Annotated in this window: 11 protein-coding genes; 1 reads left to right on the top strand and 10 read right to left on the bottom strand. The window is 67.4% G+C overall.

Going from position 1 to position 18,450, the window contains the following annotated elements:
- Nucleotides 1–23: 23 nt before the first annotated feature.
- From ACVOJ1_RS10565 to ACVOJ1_RS10520, 10 genes are all read right to left on the bottom strand, one after another.
- On the bottom strand, nt 24–6,227 hold the full coding sequence (locus ACVOJ1_RS10565) for an ESPR-type extended signal peptide-containing protein (protein ID WP_346480388.1): 6,204 nt from the start codon (nt 6,225–6,227) through the stop codon (nt 24–26).
- Nucleotides 6,228–6,284: 57 nt separating this feature from the next.
- Nucleotides 6,285–6,992: a pilus assembly protein gene (locus ACVOJ1_RS10560; RefSeq protein WP_180875899.1), complete on the bottom strand. Its 708-nt coding sequence runs from the start codon at nt 6,990–6,992 to the stop codon at nt 6,285–6,287.
- A 22-nt stretch (nt 6,993–7,014) separates the two neighbouring features.
- A complete protein-coding gene (locus tag ACVOJ1_RS10555; RefSeq protein ID WP_346480392.1) occupies nt 7,015–7,887 on the bottom strand; it encodes a CfaE/CblD family pilus tip adhesin in 873 nt (290 codons plus the stop codon).
- 254 nt (nt 7,888–8,141) lie between these two features.
- Nucleotides 8,142–10,901, bottom strand: coding sequence for a TcfC E-set like domain-containing protein (locus tag ACVOJ1_RS10550; RefSeq protein ID WP_346480387.1), 2,760 nt, complete (start codon nt 10,899–10,901; stop codon nt 8,142–8,144).
- Nucleotides 10,902–10,953: 52 nt separating this feature from the next.
- Nucleotides 10,954–11,472, bottom strand: coding sequence for a CS1 type fimbrial major subunit (locus ACVOJ1_RS10545; RefSeq protein WP_065181680.1), 519 nt, complete (start codon nt 11,470–11,472; stop codon nt 10,954–10,956).
- Nucleotides 11,473–11,761: 289 nt separating this feature from the next.
- Complete coding sequence (locus ACVOJ1_RS10540) at nt 11,762–13,039, bottom strand: citrate synthase (RefSeq protein ID WP_053520043.1); 1,278 nt, start codon at nt 13,037–13,039, stop codon at nt 11,762–11,764.
- Nucleotides 13,040–13,335: 296 nt separating this feature from the next.
- Nucleotides 13,336–13,578 (bottom strand): type B 50S ribosomal protein L31, encoded by a 243-nt coding sequence (locus ACVOJ1_RS10535; protein WP_005410871.1) that lies wholly within the window; start codon nt 13,576–13,578, stop codon nt 13,336–13,338.
- Between the two features lie 88 nt (nt 13,579–13,666).
- Nucleotides 13,667–14,605: a nucleoside hydrolase gene (locus ACVOJ1_RS10530; protein ID WP_065175735.1), complete on the bottom strand. Its 939-nt coding sequence runs from the start codon at nt 14,603–14,605 to the stop codon at nt 13,667–13,669.
- 409 nt (nt 14,606–15,014) lie between these two features.
- Nucleotides 15,015–17,126: an ATP-dependent DNA helicase RecG gene (gene recG / locus ACVOJ1_RS10525; protein ID WP_346480386.1), complete on the bottom strand. Its 2,112-nt coding sequence runs from the start codon at nt 17,124–17,126 to the stop codon at nt 15,015–15,017.
- Between the two features lie 7 nt (nt 17,127–17,133).
- The gene (locus ACVOJ1_RS10520; protein ID WP_053519454.1) at nt 17,134–17,520 is read right to left on the bottom strand and encodes a RidA family protein; all 387 of its coding nucleotides are present in this window, start codon (nt 17,518–17,520) and stop codon (nt 17,134–17,136) included.
- Between the two features lie 197 nt (nt 17,521–17,717).
- Here ACVOJ1_RS10520 and catB point away from each other — a divergent pair, with 197 nt between their 5' ends.
- Complete coding sequence (catB, locus tag ACVOJ1_RS10515; protein WP_111186780.1) at nt 17,718–18,350, top strand: type B chloramphenicol O-acetyltransferase; 633 nt, start codon at nt 17,718–17,720, stop codon at nt 18,348–18,350.
- Nucleotides 18,351–18,450 lie beyond the last annotated feature (100 nt).

Genomic DNA, 18,450 nt, shown 5'->3' with positions numbered 1-18,450 from the left:
ACCGGACCGCGTCGCCCTGTCGGTTACCAGCCCACGCCGAAGCCCACGCCCACGGTGCGCTCACCGCTGTTGGTGAAGGCACCATTGAGGCTGAAGGTGGCCGAGCCGCGCTCGTTGAGCACGCGCTGGTAACCCACCGCCAGCGCCGACTCGCCTTCGGCATGGCCCACACCCGCGCCAAGGCGGTTGTAGGTCTGCAGGCCGGCGGTGTTCATCGCCATCGCCGCCTGCGCACTGCCCATTGCCGCCATGCGGTTCAGGCGCTTGTCCATCCGGTCCAGTCGGCGGTCCACGCTGGCCATTGCCTGGTCGGTATAGGCCTGCGCCTGGTTCACCGCCTGATCCACGGCACGCGAGTCCACCTGCGGCAATGGATCGTCGGCTTCCGGCTTCGGCTTCGGCGTGTCGGTGGAGGCCACCGACGGCGCGTCCTTGACCGGCGGGGCCGGGGTCTGGCTGTCCGCCGGCGACTCGCCAGCGACGTCGTCCACCGCTGCCTGGCGGCTGGCCGTCGCCGACCCGTCGATCTGCGACTGCAGTCCGTCGATGCGGCCGTTGAGCTGCTGCTGCACGGCGTGCAGCTGACCGCCATTGACCGCATCGCGGCTGCCCGGCGCGATCATGCCGTTGGCCACGTTGCCCAGCACCCTGCCGTGTTCCCCGGCCAGGCGCAGCTGGCCGGTACCGTCATTGCGGACGCCGCCATCGTCGAACAGGCGTTCGAAGCGCGCATCGATGCTGGCCAGATCCCGGCGCGTGTCGACCACCGCGCCGTCGAGCGACTTCAGCGCATCACCGACCGTGGCCTGCCGCTGGCCTTGCACGTGGAACTCCGGCGCGACGATGTTGCCGTCGGCATCCATGCGCATGTCGCCGCCGAAGGCCGCAAAGGCGCTGCGGAGCTGGGAGACGGTGGTGAGGTCATTGGGGTTGATGCCCTTCATCGCGTTGGTGACTCTACGCAGAATTCCTCCGCCACCCAATGAAACTTCATTGGCGACCGTAGCGATCGAACCGTATCCAAGCGCGACGCTGTTTCGTGCGCCCTCAAATACGTGCGTCGCCCCCCCCAAAGCAACGCCACTCTGAACATGTACCTGGGAACGCGCGCCCAAAGCGAAGCCATCCTCAGCACCCTCATGCACGTACGCGGCACGGCCCAACGACACGGAGTTCTTGCCACGGGCGAGCGCATAGCTCCCGATGGCCGTTGCGCCTTCCGCAAGCGCTCTGGCATCGCTGCCCATTGCAGTACCCAGGAGCGCCGCTTCCGCTGGCTTGCTCAGCTCGTCATAGCCCACGACGGCGTACAGGTGCTTCTCCTCCAGGCCCGCGATCCGCTGGTTGCTGGCATGAAGCTGCCCGCCCGTGACGACCTCCCGGCTGCCCGCATGGCTGATATCACCCTCGCCAACGTTGATGAGGCGCGCGCCACCGAAATCGACGGCGGAACGGTCGGCGCCGAAGCGCACGGCACTGGCATCCGCCATCGCCCGCGCCTGATCCAGCGTATCGAGGCGCGCGTCCATCGCATCCAGTCCGCCACGATTGCTGTCCACGCCTGCATCCAGCGCGGCCAGCGCATCGCCTACCGTGCCGTGTACAGCGCCCTGCACGCCGTAGGAAGGAGCAATCACGCTGCCATCTGCGGCAAAGCCCGCGCCGCCGCCGAGTGCGTACACGACGCCGGAGAGCTGGTCGACGGTGGTGAGGTCATAAGCGTGGATACCGTTCATCGCATTGGTGACCTTTCGTCGGGCACCAGCTCCGCCCAAGGAAACCTCATTTTCCTCTGTAGCTATCGATCCGTAGCCCAAAGCAACGCTGTTACGTGCCTCTGCCAGAACCTTGGCTGCACCACCCAACGCAATACCGTTATTGCTCTGCACCTGGGAGCGAGCGCCCAAAGCGAATCCGTCCTCAGCCCCGTCAAGCACATACGCGGCACGCCCCAACGCGACGGAATTCTTACCTCGCGCGTGAGCAAAACTGCCGATCGCCGTGGCACCCTCGGCCATAGCCTTGGTATCACTGCCCAATGCCGTCGCCAGAATCGCAGCTTGCGCCGGCATGCTCAGATCGTCATATCCGACAACCACATACTTCTGCGCCTCCTCCAGCACCGACACCCGCTCATTCGTCACGAACAGCTGCCCGCCCGTGACCGCCTCGCGGCTGCCTGCACCGATCTCGCCATCAGCCAGGGCGACCAGACGCGCATCCTTCAGGTCCACCGTGCCATCCTCGCCGAACTGCACGACGCTGCCCAGGTCAGGCATGTAGTTGTCGAAGTCCACGCGCAACGCGTCCAGGTCTTCCCGCGCGGAAGCGATCTGTGCGCCCTGCTCGGTCACCTTCGTATTGGTGGCGAACAGCTGCGCGCCATTGACCGCCTCGCGGCTGTCGGCACTGAGTTGTCCGTCGCCCACGGCGAGCAGGCGGCCCCCCTCGAGGTCGACATTGCCGCCTGCGTCGAAACGCACCACATCGAACAGGTCCGGATCGAAGCCCTCGAAGTCCTCGCGCAGGCGGTCGATGTCCGTACGGTTGCGGGCGATCTGCGCGTTGCTGTCGAACAGCTGGCGGCCACTGACCGCATCGTCGCTGGTGGCCGACAGCTGCCCGGCAGCAACGCCGTGCACGCGACGCGCCTGGTAGCCCTGGTTGCGCAGATCCAGCACGCCGCCGCTGTTGGCCGCACCCAGGCGAACGTCGCCGCTGGACGAGGTCTGGCCGAGCAGGCCACCGAGCACGTTGGCCTTGCCCTGTGCATCGTTGGCGGTGGACTGGGCGGCGTTGGCCACGGTGTGCGCCGTATTGGCCAGGGTGGTGGCCGTGGTCACGTTCTGGTTGGTGGTGTTGAGCTGGCGACCACTCACCGCGTCGGTACTGGCTGCACTCAGCACACCATCGGCAACACCACTGATGCGACGGTTGGCATTGCCCTGGTTGCGGACGTCGAGGAGGGTGCCGCTGTTCTGCGCGCCCAGCCGCAGATCGCCGCCGGCTGCCGCCTGGCCGACCAGGCCACTGAGCGTGGCGGCGGTGGCGGTGACCTGCGTGACGTTCTGGTTGGTGGCATGCAGCTGCCGGCCACTGACCGCATCGGCACTGGTGCTGCTGAGTGCCGCGTCGGCCACGCCGGTGACGCGACGGTTGGCGCTGGACTGGTTGCGCATGTCCACCGCGCCACCGGTATTGCTGGCACCGACGCGAACGTCGCTGTTGCCGGCACTCTGGCTGAGCAGGCCCCCCAGCGCGTTGGCCTTGGTCTGCGCATCGTTGGCGATGCTGTGCGCGGTGTTGGCCAGCGCATTCACCGTGGCGAGGTTCTGGTTGGTGGCATGCAGCTGCCTGCCGGTCACCGCCTCGGCGCTGGTGGTGCTCAGCGTTCCGTCAGCCACATTGACGATGTTCCGCTTCACCGTGGCACTGCCCACCGAGACCTGGTTGGCGCCGGTCGCCACCGAGCCCGCGCCCAGCGCGACGCTGTTGCCCGCCTGCGCATTGACCTTGGCGTTGGTGCCCAGTGCGATGGCGCCGCTGGAGGTGGCATCCACGGCGGCACGATTGCCCAGCGCCACCGAGGAGTCAGCCGCGGCGCCCGCCAGGGTGCCCGCGCTCACCGCGTTGGCGCCGCCCGCGCTGGCCTGGTAACCGAAGGCATTGCTGTGGGAGCCCTCCGCTTTCGCCGAATGGCCCACCGCCACGGCATTGCTGCCGGCCGACGCGCCTTGGCCGACGGCGGTGGTGGTGCTGGCCAGGGCCGTCAGCGCGCGTGTGGCATCGGCCTGGGCCGCAGTAGCTGCCTGGGTGACTGCGGTGACATTCTGGTTGGTGGCATGCAGCTGCTTGCCGGTGACCGCCTCAGTGCTGGTGCTGCTCAGCGTGCCATCGGCCACATTGACGATACGGCGCTTGAGATCGTCATTACCCACGGAGATTTCATTGTCGCTGCCGGACTTCGAGTGCTGCCCCAGTGCCACCGAGCCGGCATGGCTGGCTTCGGCCTGCGCCCCAAGCGCCACGGAGCCGCCGCGCCCGCCGGTGTACGCACCGTGCCCGATGGCGACTCCTTCCGCATAGCCTCCGGACCGCGCACCGGTACCCAACACGACGGCATGCTGCGCATTTGCGTTGGACAGTCCGGCCCCGTCGCCGATGACAATGGCTCCGGCTGCAGGTGCATTGGCCTTGCGTCCCAGTGCAATGGCGGTCTGGCCGCCCGCGCTGGCTTCTTCGCCGACACTGATGGACGTGGAGGTCAGCCGCGTTGCCAGAGCATCGGCCTGCTGCTTGGCTGCAGCAGCCACCTGGGCGGCGCTGGCAACATTCTGGTTGGTGGCATGCAGCTGCTTGCCTGTCACGGCTTCGGCACTGCTGGTGCTCAGCGTGCCATCGGCCACATTGACGATGCGGCGCTTGAGCGTGGCATTACCGACTGAGACCTGGTTGCTGCCGGAGGTGGTGGAGGAACTGCCCAGCGCCACCGAACCGGTGTGGTTGGCCAGCGCGCGGTCGCCAAGGGCGGCACTGCTCTCGGCCGTCGCTTCGGACAGATTGCCGACGGATGTAGCGAAGCGGGCGCTTGCCACACTGCCGCGGCCCAGCGCCGTGGCCTGGTTGGCGGTGGCCGCCGCCTGATAGCCCAGTGCGGTGGCATGGATCACGTCGGCCTTGGCGTCGTTGCCGATGGCCACGGCACGGTCGCCGGTGGCCGAGGCACGCAGGCCCGATGCCACGCCGCCATTGCCGCTGCGCGAGCCGGTGCCGAGCGCCACGCCGCCGTTGGACGCGGCAACGCGCTCACCGGCCGCATTGACGCCGCTGCGGGCATTGTTGCCCAGTGCAAGACCGTCATTGTTGTAGGCCAATGCCGCATTGCCGATGGCCACGCCGTTGTCGCCCCCCTCGGTCCGCGCGCGGTTACCCAATGCCACTGCACTGCTGCCGTCCGCAGATGCCAGGGTGCCCATCGCCACGGCGTTGCTGCCGGCGCTGGACGCCTGGAAACCCAGGGCGTTGCTGTAGCCACCGGACGCATCGGCGGCATTGCCGATGGCGGTGCTGTTGGTGCCCGTTGCAGTGGCACCGGTCCCAATCGCGATGCGGCTGCCATCCAGCCTGGCCAAGGCCTGCCCGGCTTTCGTCGCAGCCTGGTCTGCGGCCGTCTTCGCCGCGTTCGCCGTGCCCGTCGCGCTGGCGATGCTCTGGTTGGTGGCGTGCAGCTGCTTGCCGGTCACTGCTTCGCTGCTGGTGGTGCTGAGGGTGCCATCGGCCACATTGACGATGCGGCGCTTCAGGGTGTCATTGCCCACCGAGACCTGGTTGCTGGCACTGGTGACCGAGCCGGCGCCCAGGGCCACTGCATTGCTCTGCCCGGCATTGGCGTTGGCACCCAGCGCCACGGCCTTGCCGTGGCCGTCGGTCACGGCGTTCTGGCCGATGGCGATGCCCGCATCGTAGCCGCCGGAGCGCGCACCGCTGCCGATCACGATGGCGTGGTGTGCGTTGCCGTTGGCAAGTCTGCTGCCGTCACCGATGACGACGGATCCCTGCGCCTGTGCCTGCGCATTGTTGCCCAGCGCTACCGATCTGGATCCCGACGCCTGTGCCCTCGGCCCCATCGCCGTGGCATCGCTACCCTCGGCCCGGGCATTGCGCCCGACCGCGACCGCACTGTTACCGGACGCGCCAACGTAGCTGTTGAGGCCGATCGCGACGGCCCCGACTCCCAGCGCCGTGGCGCTTTTGCCGATCGCAGTGCCCCCTTCGCCGCTTCCCGTGCCCGCATTGATGCCGATGGCCACGCCACCGGCAAGTCCCTGGGCATTGTTGCCGATACCGATGCCGTCGAACGCCGTGACCGAACCCACGCCGATGGCCACGCCCTTGGTGCTGTTGACCGTGGAACCCCCACCGATCAGCACGTTCTGGTAGCTGGTAGTGCCGACACTGCGCGACGTGGCAGGCGAGCCGATGAACGCGCTCATCAACGCGTCCCACTCTGCCGGTGCTGCGTCAGCCTCCGCCGCAATGGCGTCGGGCACGCTCAACGGATCCGATGCAACCTCGGTCGCGAACGCGGGAGCGGCCAGCATCACGCACAGGGCGGCGGCAAGCGGGCGTGCCGCCGAAGCCGGCTTGCCGCGCGAACGGGTGTGCTCGCTGGCAACCGCCCAGCAACGCAGTCGGGTATTCCAGATCAAACGGTAGATGCGATTCATCGATGTCTCGGTGGTTGGGAAATGGGAACCTGGGGGCGAAAGGCCAGTCATGGGCGGTCAGGGCTGCAGCGTCTGCCGGTGCTCGCGGAAGCCGGCATGGCTGAGCCGGTAGTCGATCTCCACGCGCCCGCCAGCGCGGGGCACGAACGGCAGCGTCATCGCCGCGCCGGGGTAAAGGCTGCGTTTGATTTCGTGCGTGGTGCAGCGGCCGTCTGCGGCGCAGTCCTGCACCTGGTTGACGCCGAGCCGCAGCGTGCCGCGGTTCAACAGGCGATCACCGTCCAGGGCCATCTCGACGCGCCCCTCGGCGGGCAGCACATTGACCAGCACGCCCCAGACCAGGCTGACGCCGAGGGTGGCGCTGGCGCCCTGCACCGGTACCTCCGGCGTGCTGTCATCGGGACCGCGTACGCCTTCGAAGTAGACGCGGAACGCGGTTTCCTGCTCGACCGGCTGCAGCGGAATGATCCGTATCAGGCGCGTGCCGCCCCCTGCCAGACCGAAGCGTCCTGGCGTGACCGCCATGACGGCGGCGGTGCCGACGGCCTCATCGACTTCTTCCTCGTGGTCACTGGCCGGGTGCAGGATGCGTTTCACCGTGGCCTGCACGTACTGCGGCTGCGGTGATTGCGAATGCACGCGCACGGTCGTGGTCTTGCCGGCTTCGGCATGCACGCGCATCGGATGGACGTTGAGATTGGCCAGCACCGGTGCCGCTGGCAGAAGGGCCAGCAGCAGCGCGCCGGCCAGGGGAATCTTGCTCATGGGATCGGGTTCCAGGGGAAGGTCAGAGGCGGTCGGTCGGCAGGCGCATTTCGAGCTTGAGGCGGCCGTCGTAGTAGCCCTCGCGTTTCTCGGACGCCGGCACACGGGGGGTTTCCAGGGTCAGCGGCGTGGGCACGCAGTACACCCACTGGTTCATGTCGGGCAGCATCACCAGCCGCAGCTCGGCGGTATCGATGCCGCGCAGCAGCACTTCCTCGTTGTTGTGCAGGGCGATCTTCTGGCCGCTGTGGTCCAGGGTGAGCTGGTAGTCCAGGCGGTCCTGCGCCTCGCGCCCACCGTCGCGGTGCCAGACCGAGTACTGCGATGGCGGACGCCCGGGCGCGGCGGGGCCCATGTCACGCGCGGTGATGGCCAGATACTCGCTCTGCGAGCCCATGCCGTCGTACAGGCACATGTCCAGCACGGCGGTGCCCCCGATCGTGCCGGGTGAGGGAATCGGCCGGTAGTCCAGCTGCAGGCCCACCAGCGGCTCGGCCATGCCGAACTCGGGCAGGTAGATCATGGTGCGGTCGCGATCGGTGATGGTCAGATCGAACCGGAACACATGGGTGGCGATGATCGGGCCGTCAGGATCGATGCGCAGGTTGAGGCGGAGTTCTGCAGTCCAGCGGCCGGCGACGAGATCTGCGACGTCCTGATCCTCTATTACCAATCTTGCTGCTGTGCCTCCAGGAGGAACCTGGCAATCATTACTGGCGGATGTCCAAAGCGGAAATTTGGCTTGATCCCAATAATCGATACTGCAATCTCGTTCCCACTCCACACGCTCCAACCAGGCGACAGTCCGAAGGTCAATTCTTTGTCCACTTCTTTGCTCTCGAAAGCTGAGAGTGAAGTCCTTGCTAGCGAGCGGCCCCTCCTGAGTGTCATGCATTGGACACCTTCCTTGTCCAACGTCTCGATCACACGTCAAATGGATCTTCCCGTACCCCAGCTCCACCTCCCCATACCCGAGCACGGTCCTGGGCGCCCACAGCTCCAGCGCTTCGGGCGCGGAGCGGTCGAAGGTGCGGACGATGTCGGTGGTGATCACGCCGGTGGCCGGCGTCGTTGCCGGTGGGCGCTGTGCCAGCGCCTGTGCACTGCCAAGCAGGCAGGCCGCGGCCAGCAGCAGCCTCCATGCGGTCCTCATCGCGCACCTCCACTCATCACGTTGCGTTCGTTGCGCCCCGCCACCGGGGCCAGTTCGTTCAACAGGCGCTGTACCCGCGCCTGGTGGCGGATCGGTGCCGGCAACTGCTCCAGCGCCAGCGGTTCGCACTGCACCTGGCCGACCAGCAGCACCACGCTGCGGCGCTCACGCACGGTGAGCGGGCACTGCAGCAGGTCGCCTGCACGCAGCAGGTAGAGCACCGGCTCGCGCTGCGGGAACTCGGCGATGAAGCCGCCGTCGCGGCCCAGCGAGGGCACCGGCGCATTGAGGATGCGGGCGCCTTCCAGCGGGGTACCGGCGATGTCGCGTGCGTTGCCGATGAAGGTGTAGGTCACGTCCAGCGTGACCGGCAGCGCGATCACCTTTCCCGGTAGCAGGAAGGCGTGCTGCGCCGCGCCCAGGCGGGCGACACGCACTGCGGCGTCGCTGTCGTGCGCACTGGCGTCCTGCACGTCCACGCGGTGACGCTGGTAGCCGCCCAGCGGCAGCAGCCGGCGCTCGCCGAAGCCGAGGATGCGGCGCCGGTTGCTGCCGGCGCGGATGTCGGCAGCCGCGCCACTCAGCTCCAGATCGCGCGCATCGTCCACGCTGACCACTACCCCGGCATCGGCGCCATGGGCGCCGCCCCAGTGCAGCCCGCGTGCGGACAGCGACAGCCCCGACGTGTGGTTGCCGCTGTAGGCCAGTTCACCCCCACCGTGGTGCTGGTAGTACGACACCGATGCACCGCTCTGCCCGAAGCAGTTGTCGATACGGGCGCTGGCCAGCGCGCTGTAGCGGTCGTCGTTGTACGCGCTCAGCTCGGCGCCCAGATCGCGCGCGTCGCCGTCGCGCTCCTGCCGCAGCGAATGCGACAGGCCCAGGCGGGCATCCGGGCGGCTGTGCTGAGGCTGGCGCATGTCCAGCGCCACGCGCTGCTGCACGCTGCCGTCGTCGATCCGCTGCAGCCGCGAGACTGCAATGTTCAGGTAGAGGCCGCGATCACGGGCAGGCCCGCGCCCGCTGCCGGTGTCGGTGTCCTGCTGCCACACCCCCAGCCGGCTGCCGATGCTCAGTCCACGCCACTGCCGGGTACGGCTGTAACTGGCCTGCAGGCTGCGCGAGGTCTGCGCAGGACGCAGCGCCGGCACATGAGGCGGCAGCAGGCCCGGCGGCAGGCCCGTCCAGGCATCGTCGTCTTCGCCGGGCAGGCTCCACTCCGGGGTGAAGCTGCGCCGGCGCGTGTATCCCAGGTACAGGCTGCCGCCGAACAGGGGCGCCGATACCGAGGCACTGAGCGCATCGACACAACCGAAGCGGTCGTGCTGCACCGGTGTGCTGCTCTGGCACGCACCGCCGCGCAGGCGTTGCCGATAGACGTTCCAGGACGCGTAGTGGCGATAGCTCAGCTGCTGCTGCAGGCCGTGGCTGCCGTCGCCTCCGCTCAGCACGCCGACCATCGCCTGCAGGTCATGCCGCCCGAACTGCTGGCGTCCCTCCAGGCGCAGTTCGCCGTAACCGGTATCGCCGACGCGGGCGATCCCCGCTGTCATGCCGTAGTTCCGCGCGAGGGGGATGCGCAACCCCGCCTGTACCGCCGTGTCGGACGCATCGCCGATGTCACTTGCACGTGTCGCATGCGCACGACGCCGCCCGCCCTGCACGAACCACTGCAGGCTGCGCTCGGACCAGTCGCCGCCCCGGCTGAAGGGTGCCTCCTCGCTGCGCACGAAGCGGCCATCCTCATAGATGCGCAGGGTGACGGTGTAGCTGCCGAGCGGAAACCGGCGCGTATCGAGATCGTTGACACCGGCCTGCAGGTAGAAGGTCTGCAGCAGGCGATCACCGTCGAAGGCATCCACGCGTGCATCACGGCCGAGCAGCACGGTCAACGGGGTGGAGGTGACGTTCGCGTCGGTATCGACGTAGGCCTGCGTGGTACCCACGCGCAGCCCCTCGAAGCGATCCAGCGGCAGCATGCCGAACCCGAAGGTGCCGCCCTGCTGGCTGGACAGATTGCGCCGGTCCATGCGGCCCAGCTGCACGTAGTGGCGCTGGGCAAGATCGTGGCGATAGTAGAGATCGTCCATCTGGAAGCGGTCATGCGCGCGATAACCCTGCCGCGCCTGGCGGCTGTAGTTCCAGCTGCTGGCGACATGGCCATCGCGCAGCACGCCAAGCACCGTGCTGCCCTGCACGCTCAACGCCTGATAGCCATCGCCCCCGCTGAAATTCACGGTCTGCTGCTGCAGCAGCGCGTTCTGTGCCTGCTCGGACACCTGGTGGAACGGCGAGCGCTGCGCGCTCTGCTGTGGCAGCCACCGGCGTGCCGGAAACAACATCAATACGCCGTCGCTTTCATCGAAGATGGCGTGCACCTGCGCGGGATCGTCCGGACTGTCGATCCAGCCGCAGCCGGGATCCGGTTGGCCGTAGGGACAGGCCAGATGACTGTTGCGCGGCAGCGGTGCAGCCAGTGCCGCCTGCAGCGCGTCGCGCGCATCGGCGCTGAGACCCAGGGCTTCCAGTACCTGCGCGGGCTGGTCCAGCTGCACCGTATCCAGCGTGACCCAGGCGGACCACAGGCCGGCCGACTGCCCGAACAGGCGTACCTCGACACGCTCGGTCTGGCCGCTGGCGAGGTCTTCGAAACCGGCCGGTACCGGCCGTGCGTGGACAGCCGGCAGGGTCGGAGTGGCCAACGTCAGGGCGAGCGCGACCGCCAGCCGGCTGTGGGCAGGTGCAGGTATCAACATGGGGAGACAACCGATGGCCGGCCGGCCCGCGCACGGGCCGGCGCGGTGGGGATTACGGCGCGGCGGTGTTCTGCGACACGACCAGCGCAACGGTGCCGCTGTACAGGCCCGCGAAGTTGATCTCGCCGGACACGGTCTGCTGCACGCGCAGCGGCATGGCGATCGACGCACCCGGAATCGCGCTGTCGAACAGATCGTCTGCAGCGAAGTCGATCGGGGTGGTCTCCAGGGCGCGGCCGTTGAGGCTGACCGTCAGCGGCACGTTGATGGCACCCGGTGCGGCGAGGTCGGGACGCAGCACGGCGTCGGCCGCCAGGCGCACGCTGACGTCCTTCTCGGTGTCGTTGGTGAAGATGCGCACATCTTCGCTCCACGACGACAGGCCGGCACCGCCGGCGCGGTAGACCAGCTGCACCGCGTCCGGCAGCGCGGTGCCGTCGGCCTTGAGCAGGGACAGGGTCGGATCGACGTTCGCCCACACGGTGATGTTGGTTTCCACGGCGGCCTGCGCGGTCAGCGAAGCGCCGGCGAGCGCCACGGCCAGGGCGGCCTTCTTGAACATGTGCGACATGGTTTCTCTCTCTGATGGATTGGGTTGCCTCCTGGATGGAAGCACTGCCGGCACGGACCTGCCCTGCCAGCAGCGCGGTCAAGGTATTGATCGGCTCCTGCGGTGTACATGCAACGTTTCTTGATTGCCGATTACGCGTACTTCTGCGACATCACACACGCATCGCGCGTGCCGTGACCAGCAGAATGCGACGCTTTCGGCATTGCTCCGACCAGGGCACGACCACGGCATGGGCAAAAAAAAACGCCCCCTTGCGGGGGCGTTCTTCCACGTTGCGGTTGCGGGGCGATCAGCCCTGGTAGTCGCGCACGTCGCTGCCGGTGTAGACCTGGCGCGGACGGCCGATCTTCATTTCCGGATCGACCTGCTGTTCCAGCCAATGCGACACCCAGCCGGAGGTACGGCCCAGGGCGAACATGACGGTGAACATCTCGGTCGGAATCTGCAGCGCCTTGTAGATGATGCCGCTGTAGAAATCGACGTTCGGGTACAGCTTGCGGGCGACGAAGTAGTCGTCCTGCAGCGCGGCCTGCTCCAGCTTCACGGCCACGTCCAGCAGCGGGTCCTGCACGCCCAGCTGCTTGAGCACCTTGCTGGTCATCTCGCCGATGACCTTGGCGCGTGGATCGAAGTTCTTGTAGACGCGGTGGCCGAAGCCCATCAGGCGGAAGCCGGAGGTCTTGTCCTTGGCCTTGAGCACGGCCGATTCCACGTTGTCGGCCGAACCGATTTCTTCCAGCATCTTCAGCACGGCTTCGTTGGCACCGCCATGGGCCGGACCCCACAGCGCGGTGACGCCCGCGGCAACCGACGCATACGGATTGGCACCGGTCGAGCCGACCAGGCGCACCGTCGAGGTGGACGCGTTCTGCTCGTGGTCGGCGTGCAGGATGAACAGCAGGTCCAGCGCCTTGACCACGTCCGGATTCAGTTCGTACTGGCCGTCGGCCGACTCGAAGGTCTGCTTCAGGAAGCGGCTGACGTAATCCAGCGAGGTGTCCGGCGTGTTGGCCGGCAGGCCCTTGCCGTGACGGTAGATCAGCGCCGAGAGGGTCGGCACCTTGGCGATCAGGCGCACGGCGGCCTGGCGGCGCTGCTCGGCGTCGGACAGGTCCAGCGCGTCGTGGTAGACGGCCGACAGCTGCGCGATCGCAGCAGCCAGGATGGCCATCGGATGGGCATCCTTGGCGAAGCTGCCGATCAGGGTGTTGATCGAATCGGGGACGTTGGCCTCGGCAGCCAGCTCATCGGTGAAGGCCTTCAGCTGCTCGGCGCTCGGACGCTCGCCGTTGATCAGCAGGTAGGCCACTTCGACGTAGCTCGACTTTTCCGACAGCTGTTCGATCGGGTAGCCGCGGTACAGCAGCACGCCCTTGTCGCCGTCGATGTAGGTGATGGCGGACTTGCAGCTGGCCGTCGCGGTGAAGCCGGAATCGTAGGTGAAGTACCCCGTTTCCTTGGTCAGCTTCGCGATGTCGACGCAGTCGTTGCCAAGGGTGGGTTTGATGACGGGCAGAACGACCGACGTGTCGCCGGCGTTGAGCGTGACCTGATCAAGATCGGACACTGTGTGCGCTCCTTCATGGGAAGGCGCCTGCCCAAGCGCATTGGTCAGGCACGTGAATGACGTCCACGACCTGTGTCGTGGATCACGCCATTATCGCACAGCAGCATTTGCCCGGTGCTAGACGGAAGTCGTAGACGGCAGGCGGCCGGAACCCGGCCAGCGAGTGGCCCGGATCGGCAAAAGCGTTGTCACGCGAACGCAGTGTTCTGTCCATCCAAACGCCTGTTGGGCAGGCGCCGGGGAAAAACAAACGGCCGCGCAGAGCGCGGCCGTCGGTTCGGAGCGGGATCGACAGATCAGCGCGCGTAGCGCTTCTGGAACTTGTCGATGCGGCCCGAGGTGTCGATGACCTTGTGCTTGCCCGTGTAGAACGGATGCGAAGCCGAGGAAATTTCAACCTTGACCAGCGGGTATTCGTTGCCGTCTTCCCACTGGATGGTTTCCTTCGTCGCCATGGTGGAGCGGGTCAGGATCTTGAAATCGGAGGTGACGTCATGGAAGACGACGTCGCGGTAGTTCGGATGGATATCGGCCTTCATGGGCTCACACCGTAAATGGGCTGGTGGTCAAGAGCGGCATTATAAGCACCGGCCGCCCCTTGGGGCAACCGGTTGCGTGGATCCGCGCTCAGTCTGCGCCAAGTGCCTGCCGCACAAGGCTTTCGAAGCGGGCCTGATCGTAGGCCATCAGCAGGTCGCAGTTGTCCGGCTGGCCGGTCTGGCGGTTCCAGTCGACGAGGGTCGCGCCGCGACTGAACGTGCCGTTCAGTTCCACGTTCAGCGGCCGCGATTCCACCCGCAGCTGCCCTTCCGGGTTCAGCGCCCAGGCCATGGCCAAGGCATCGGCGGTGTACCAGCGTCCGCCCTTGCTGTCTTCGGACAGGCCACGGGTCTTGCGCGAGATCAGCTCATAGAAGCGGGCGCGCTCCGAATCGGCCTGCAGCCACGTCTCGGCCTGCTGCAGCGGCAGGCCGTGGGCGACGGTGGCTTCCCAGTCCGACACCAGCAGGTGCTTGAATGCGGTGAACACCACGTGCGCCGCTTCCGGATCGAAGGCGATGTTGAACTCCGCCGCCGGCGTGATGTTGCCGTGGCAGGTGACCGCGCCGCCCATCACCACGATGCGCTTGATGCGCTGAGGCAGGGTCGGGTCCAGCTTCAGCGCCAGCGCCAGGTTGGTCAGCGGGCCGAGCATCACCAGCATCAGTTCGCCGGCATGCTTGTGCGACAGGCGCAGGATCGCCAGCGCGGCATGCTCGGCTTCGGCCTGTCGGCCCGGCGGTGGCAGATCGACATCGCCGTAGCCATCACGGCCGTGCACATGCGCGGCATCGACGGAGGGATGCAGCAGCGGATCGGGGCTGCCGGCAAACACCGGCACGTCGGGACGGCCGACGATGTCGCAGAGCTTGAGGGCGTTACGGACGGTGTACTGCAGGCCGACATTGCCGGCGGCGATGGTCAGGGCGACCACGTCATGCCGTTCATCGGCAAAGGCCATCAGCAGGGCCAGGGCGTCGTCCACACCGGGATCGGTGTCGATCAACAGGGGGATCTTGTGGGTCATCGTTGCCGTCTTCAGATCGGCAACGAAGTGTGGACCGGGATGATGACCGTTGCAAGTATGGGGGTTCTGGCAGGGCTGTGCCCTGCACCCGCCGAATCAACGGCAAACGCCAGAGCAACGGCGAAAGCTGGTTTTCTGTGGGATGGCGGGGTGGGCCCGGTTGCGGGGGACCCTGCAAGTACGTCCATGTAAGCTCGGTCGCGCCATCCATGGCGCTCACGCCCCCGCAACCGGACCCACCCCGCCTTCGACAGTTTCCCGCGGTCTGTCGGAACGGCGTTCTGCTCTGCCAGGTGTCGACCGTGGTCGACACATCCACGCAATGCGTGGATGAACATGGAAATGATCGAAGGCGCTGTCTGTGGAGTCGAGCCATGCTCGACTCCCGCGCGCAGCGCACAGAGGTCGCTTAGGCCGAGGCGTAGCGTACGGCCGCGCCGATCCAGCGCTTGACCACGCGGTCGGCCAGTGCGGGCTGCTGCGCCAGCAGGCGCTCGGCCAGGTCATGCACGCCGGGCAGCAGGCCGGCGTCGCGTGCCAGATCGGCGATGCGGAAGCCGGCCAGGCCTGTCTGCCGCGTGCCAAGCAGTTCGCCCGGCCCGCGCAGTTCCAAGTCCTTCTCGGCGATGACGAAGCCATCGTTGGTGTCGCGCATGGTCTGCAGACGCTCGCGCGCCATCTGCGAAAGCGGTGCCTGGTACAGCAGCACGCAGCGCGACACCGCCGAACCGCGGCCGACGCGACCGCGCAGCTGGTGCAGCTGGGCCAGGCCCAGACGCTCGGCGTTCTCGATCACCATCAGCGAGGCATTGGGCACGTCCACACCCACTTCGATCACCGTGGTCGCCACCAGCAGGTCGATGTCACCGGCCTTGAACGCGACCATGGTCGCCTGTTTCTCGGCGGCCTTCATCCGCCCGTGCACCAGCCCCACGCGCACGCCCGGCAGCAGCGCCTGCAGCGATTCGAAGGTGGCCTGTGCGGGCGTGGCATCCAGCTCTTCGCTTTCCTCGATCAGCGTGCACACCCAGTACACCTGCCGTCCTTCCGCGCAGGCCAGGGCGATACGTTCGATCAGCTCCGGCCGGCGGTCGTTGTTCAGGGCCACGGTCTGCACCGGCGTACGGCCCGGCGGCAGTTCGTCGATGGCCGATACGTCCAGGTCCGCGTACTCGGACATCGCCAGCGTGCGCGGAATCGGCGTGGCGGTCATCACCAGCTGGTGTGGCACGCTGTTGCCACCGGCGCCCTTGTCGCGCAGCGCCAGGCGCTGGTGCACGCCGAAGCGGTGCTGTTCGTCGACGATGGCCAGGGCGAGGTCCTGGAACACCACCGCCTCCTGCATCAGCGCGTGGGTACCGACCACCACCTGCGCTTCGCCATTGGCGACCTGTTCCATCACCTTCGCGCGCGCCTTGCCGGTGACCTTGCCGGCCAGCCAGGCGATACGTACGCCCAGCGGTTCCAGCCAGCCGCGCAGGTTGTTGAGATGCTGTTCGGCCAGCAGTTCGGTGGGCGCGGCCAGCGCGACCTGCTTGCCCTGCTCTACCGCCAGCATGGCGGCCAGCGCGGCCACCACTGTCTTGCCGGAACCCACGTCGCCCTGCACCAGCCGCAGCATGGGACGAGGTCGCGCGAGGTCTTCGCGGATCTGCTTGAATACGCGCGCCTGCGCGCCGGTGAGGGCGAACGGCAGCTGCTTCAGCAGCGCCTCGGCCAGCGCACCGGGGCCGGCCAGCGGCGGCGCATGATGCGCCTGCAGCGCGATGCGCTGGCGACGCAGGCTGAGGTGGTGCGCCAGCAGTTCTTCCATCGCCAGCCGGCGCTGCGCGGGATGGGTGCCGGCGGCCAGCGCGGCCAGGTCGGCATCCGGTGGCGGCCGGTGCACCGTCAGCAGCGCACTGCGCAGCGACGGCAGGCCGAGGCCATCGAGCCAGCCAACGGGCAGCAGTTCCAGCGCGGCTTCTTCGGGGAGGCGATCCAGTGCCTGGCCGATCAGCCTGCGCATCGTCATCGGGCCCACACCTTCCACCGTGGGATACACCGGATCGAGGCGGTCGCCAAGTTCAGGATCATCGTTGCGCCCCAGCACCTGGTAGCTGGGATGAACGATTTCCAGGCCAAGGTGGCCCGGCTTGGGCGTTCCGAAACAGCGCAGGCGGTTGCCGACCGCGAACTGGCCGACCTGCTGCTGGCGGAAATGGAAGAAGCGCAGCACCAGGGTGCCCTGCCCCTCGTCCTCGACCGCCACCTTCAGCATCGGCCGGTAGCGCATGCCGCGCTCGACCGCGACGACGCGCACTTCCACCTGTGCCGGCACGCCGGATCGCAGGTCTTCGATGCGGGTCAGCCGGGTCCGGTCCTCATAGCGCAGCGGCAGGTGAAGCCAGAGATCCTGCAGGGTGGCCAGGCCACGCGCCTGCAGCTTGGCGGCCACGGCCGGACCCACGCCGGCGAGCATCGCCAGGGATGCTTCGCCGGACGGTGACAGGACCGGAGTGACCGCCGCCTTGCGTGCCACGGGGGCGTCAGTCGATGACCATCACCGCGTCGACCTCGAAGTTGGCGCCCTTCGGCAGGCCGGAGACTTCGATGGTGGAACGGGCCGGGAACGGAGCCTGGAAGTAGTCCTGCATGACCGCGTTGACCTTGGCGAACTCGCCCAGGTCGGTCAGGTACAGGCCAAGGCGCACGACCTGGTCCAGCGAACCGCCGGCAGCTTCGGCCACGGCCTTGAGGTTGTCGAACGCGCGGCGGGCCTGGGCTTCGACATCACCGGCACCGACGATGTCGCCGGTCGCCGGATCAAGCGGGATCTGGCCGGAGAAGTACACGGTGTTGCCGGCGCGCACGGCCTGCGAGTAAGGGCCGATGGCGGCAGGCGCCTTTTCGGTGTTGATGATCTGGCGGGACATGGTCGCTCCGGTGCATTTGGAAAACAGAGCGGCGATTGTAGCAACCCGGTAGCGCCGGGCCATGCCCGGCGACGTTTGGTTCATGCTGCGTGGCGCGCTCGCCGGGCATGGCCCGGCGCTACCGGTGCACCATCCACCCATGGTCTCCGGGCCGGGCGCATCCGTAGACTGGCTGCTGATTCCTGTGGGACCAAGCCATGGCAAACGTGTTCGACTCCCCCTTCAAGGGCAAGCTGCTGACCGAAATGGTCACCAACCCCAACATCCTCGTCGGCCGCTACAGCTACTACTCCGGCTATTACCACGGGCACGGCTTCGACGACTGCGCGCGCTACCTGCTGCCTGATCGCGACGACGTGGACAAGCTGATCATCGGCAGCTTCTGCTCGATAGGAAGCGGCGTCAGCTTCATCATGGCTGGCAACCAGGGCCACCGGCACGATTGGGCATCGACGTTTCCGTTCTTCTACATGCAGGAAGAGTCGGCCTTTGCCGCGGCCAATGACGCCTTCAGGCCAGCCGGTGACACCGTGATCGGCAACGACGTGTGGATCGGCGCCGAGGCGATGATCCTGCCGGGAGTGCGCATTGGCGATGGTGCCGTGATCGGTAGCCGGGCACTGGTGACCCGCGACGTGGCGCCCTACGCCATCGTGGGCGGCAACCCGGCCAAGGTGCTGCGCAGCCGGTTCGAAGCGGAGGACATCGCGCGGTTGCTGGAAATGGCGTGGTGGGAGTGGCCGCTGGCGCAGATCAAGGCGGCGATGCCGTTGCTGACCGCTGGGGATATCCCGGCGCTGCATGCGTATTGGCGCGAACAGGCGGCGTGATCCGACCTCGCGCATCGTGTGCACGGAATATCATCCACGCATGGCGTGGATCTACTTCAATCCGGGCCTGCGATGCGCCATCCGTAGAGCCGAGCCCATG

The organism is Stenotrophomonas sp. STEN225 (assembly GCF_056756445.1).
Note: the sequence above shows the minus strand (reverse complement) of the source record. Positions and strands in the feature narration are given on the sequence as shown.

Bases quoted from the DNA above. Each gene is read 5' to 3' on its own strand.
- ACVOJ1_RS10565 (WP_346480388.1), bottom strand. From the start codon at position 6,227: ATGAATCGCATCTACCGTTTGATCTGGAATACCCGACTGCGTTGCTGG.
- ACVOJ1_RS10560 (WP_180875899.1), bottom strand. From the start codon at position 6,992: ATGAGCAAGATTCCCCTGGCCGGCGCGCTGCTGCTGGCCCTTCTGCCA.
- ACVOJ1_RS10555 (WP_346480392.1), bottom strand. From the start codon at position 7,887: ATGCATGACACTCAGGAGGGGCCGCTCGCTAGCAAGGACTTCACTCTC.
- ACVOJ1_RS10550 (WP_346480387.1), bottom strand. From the start codon at position 10,901: ATGTTGATACCTGCACCTGCCCACAGCCGGCTGGCGGTCGCGCTCGCC.
- ACVOJ1_RS10545 (WP_065181680.1), bottom strand. From the start codon at position 11,472: ATGTCGCACATGTTCAAGAAGGCCGCCCTGGCCGTGGCGCTCGCCGGC.
- ACVOJ1_RS10535 (WP_005410871.1), bottom strand. From the start codon at position 13,578: ATGAAGGCCGATATCCATCCGAACTACCGCGACGTCGTCTTCCATGAC.
- ACVOJ1_RS10530 (WP_065175735.1), bottom strand. From the start codon at position 14,605: ATGACCCACAAGATCCCCCTGTTGATCGACACCGATCCCGGTGTGGAC.
- ACVOJ1_RS10520 (WP_053519454.1), bottom strand. From the start codon at position 17,520: ATGTCCCGCCAGATCATCAACACCGAAAAGGCGCCTGCCGCCATCGGC.
- catB (WP_111186780.1), top strand. From the start codon at position 17,718: ATGGCAAACGTGTTCGACTCCCCCTTCAAGGGCAAGCTGCTGACCGAA.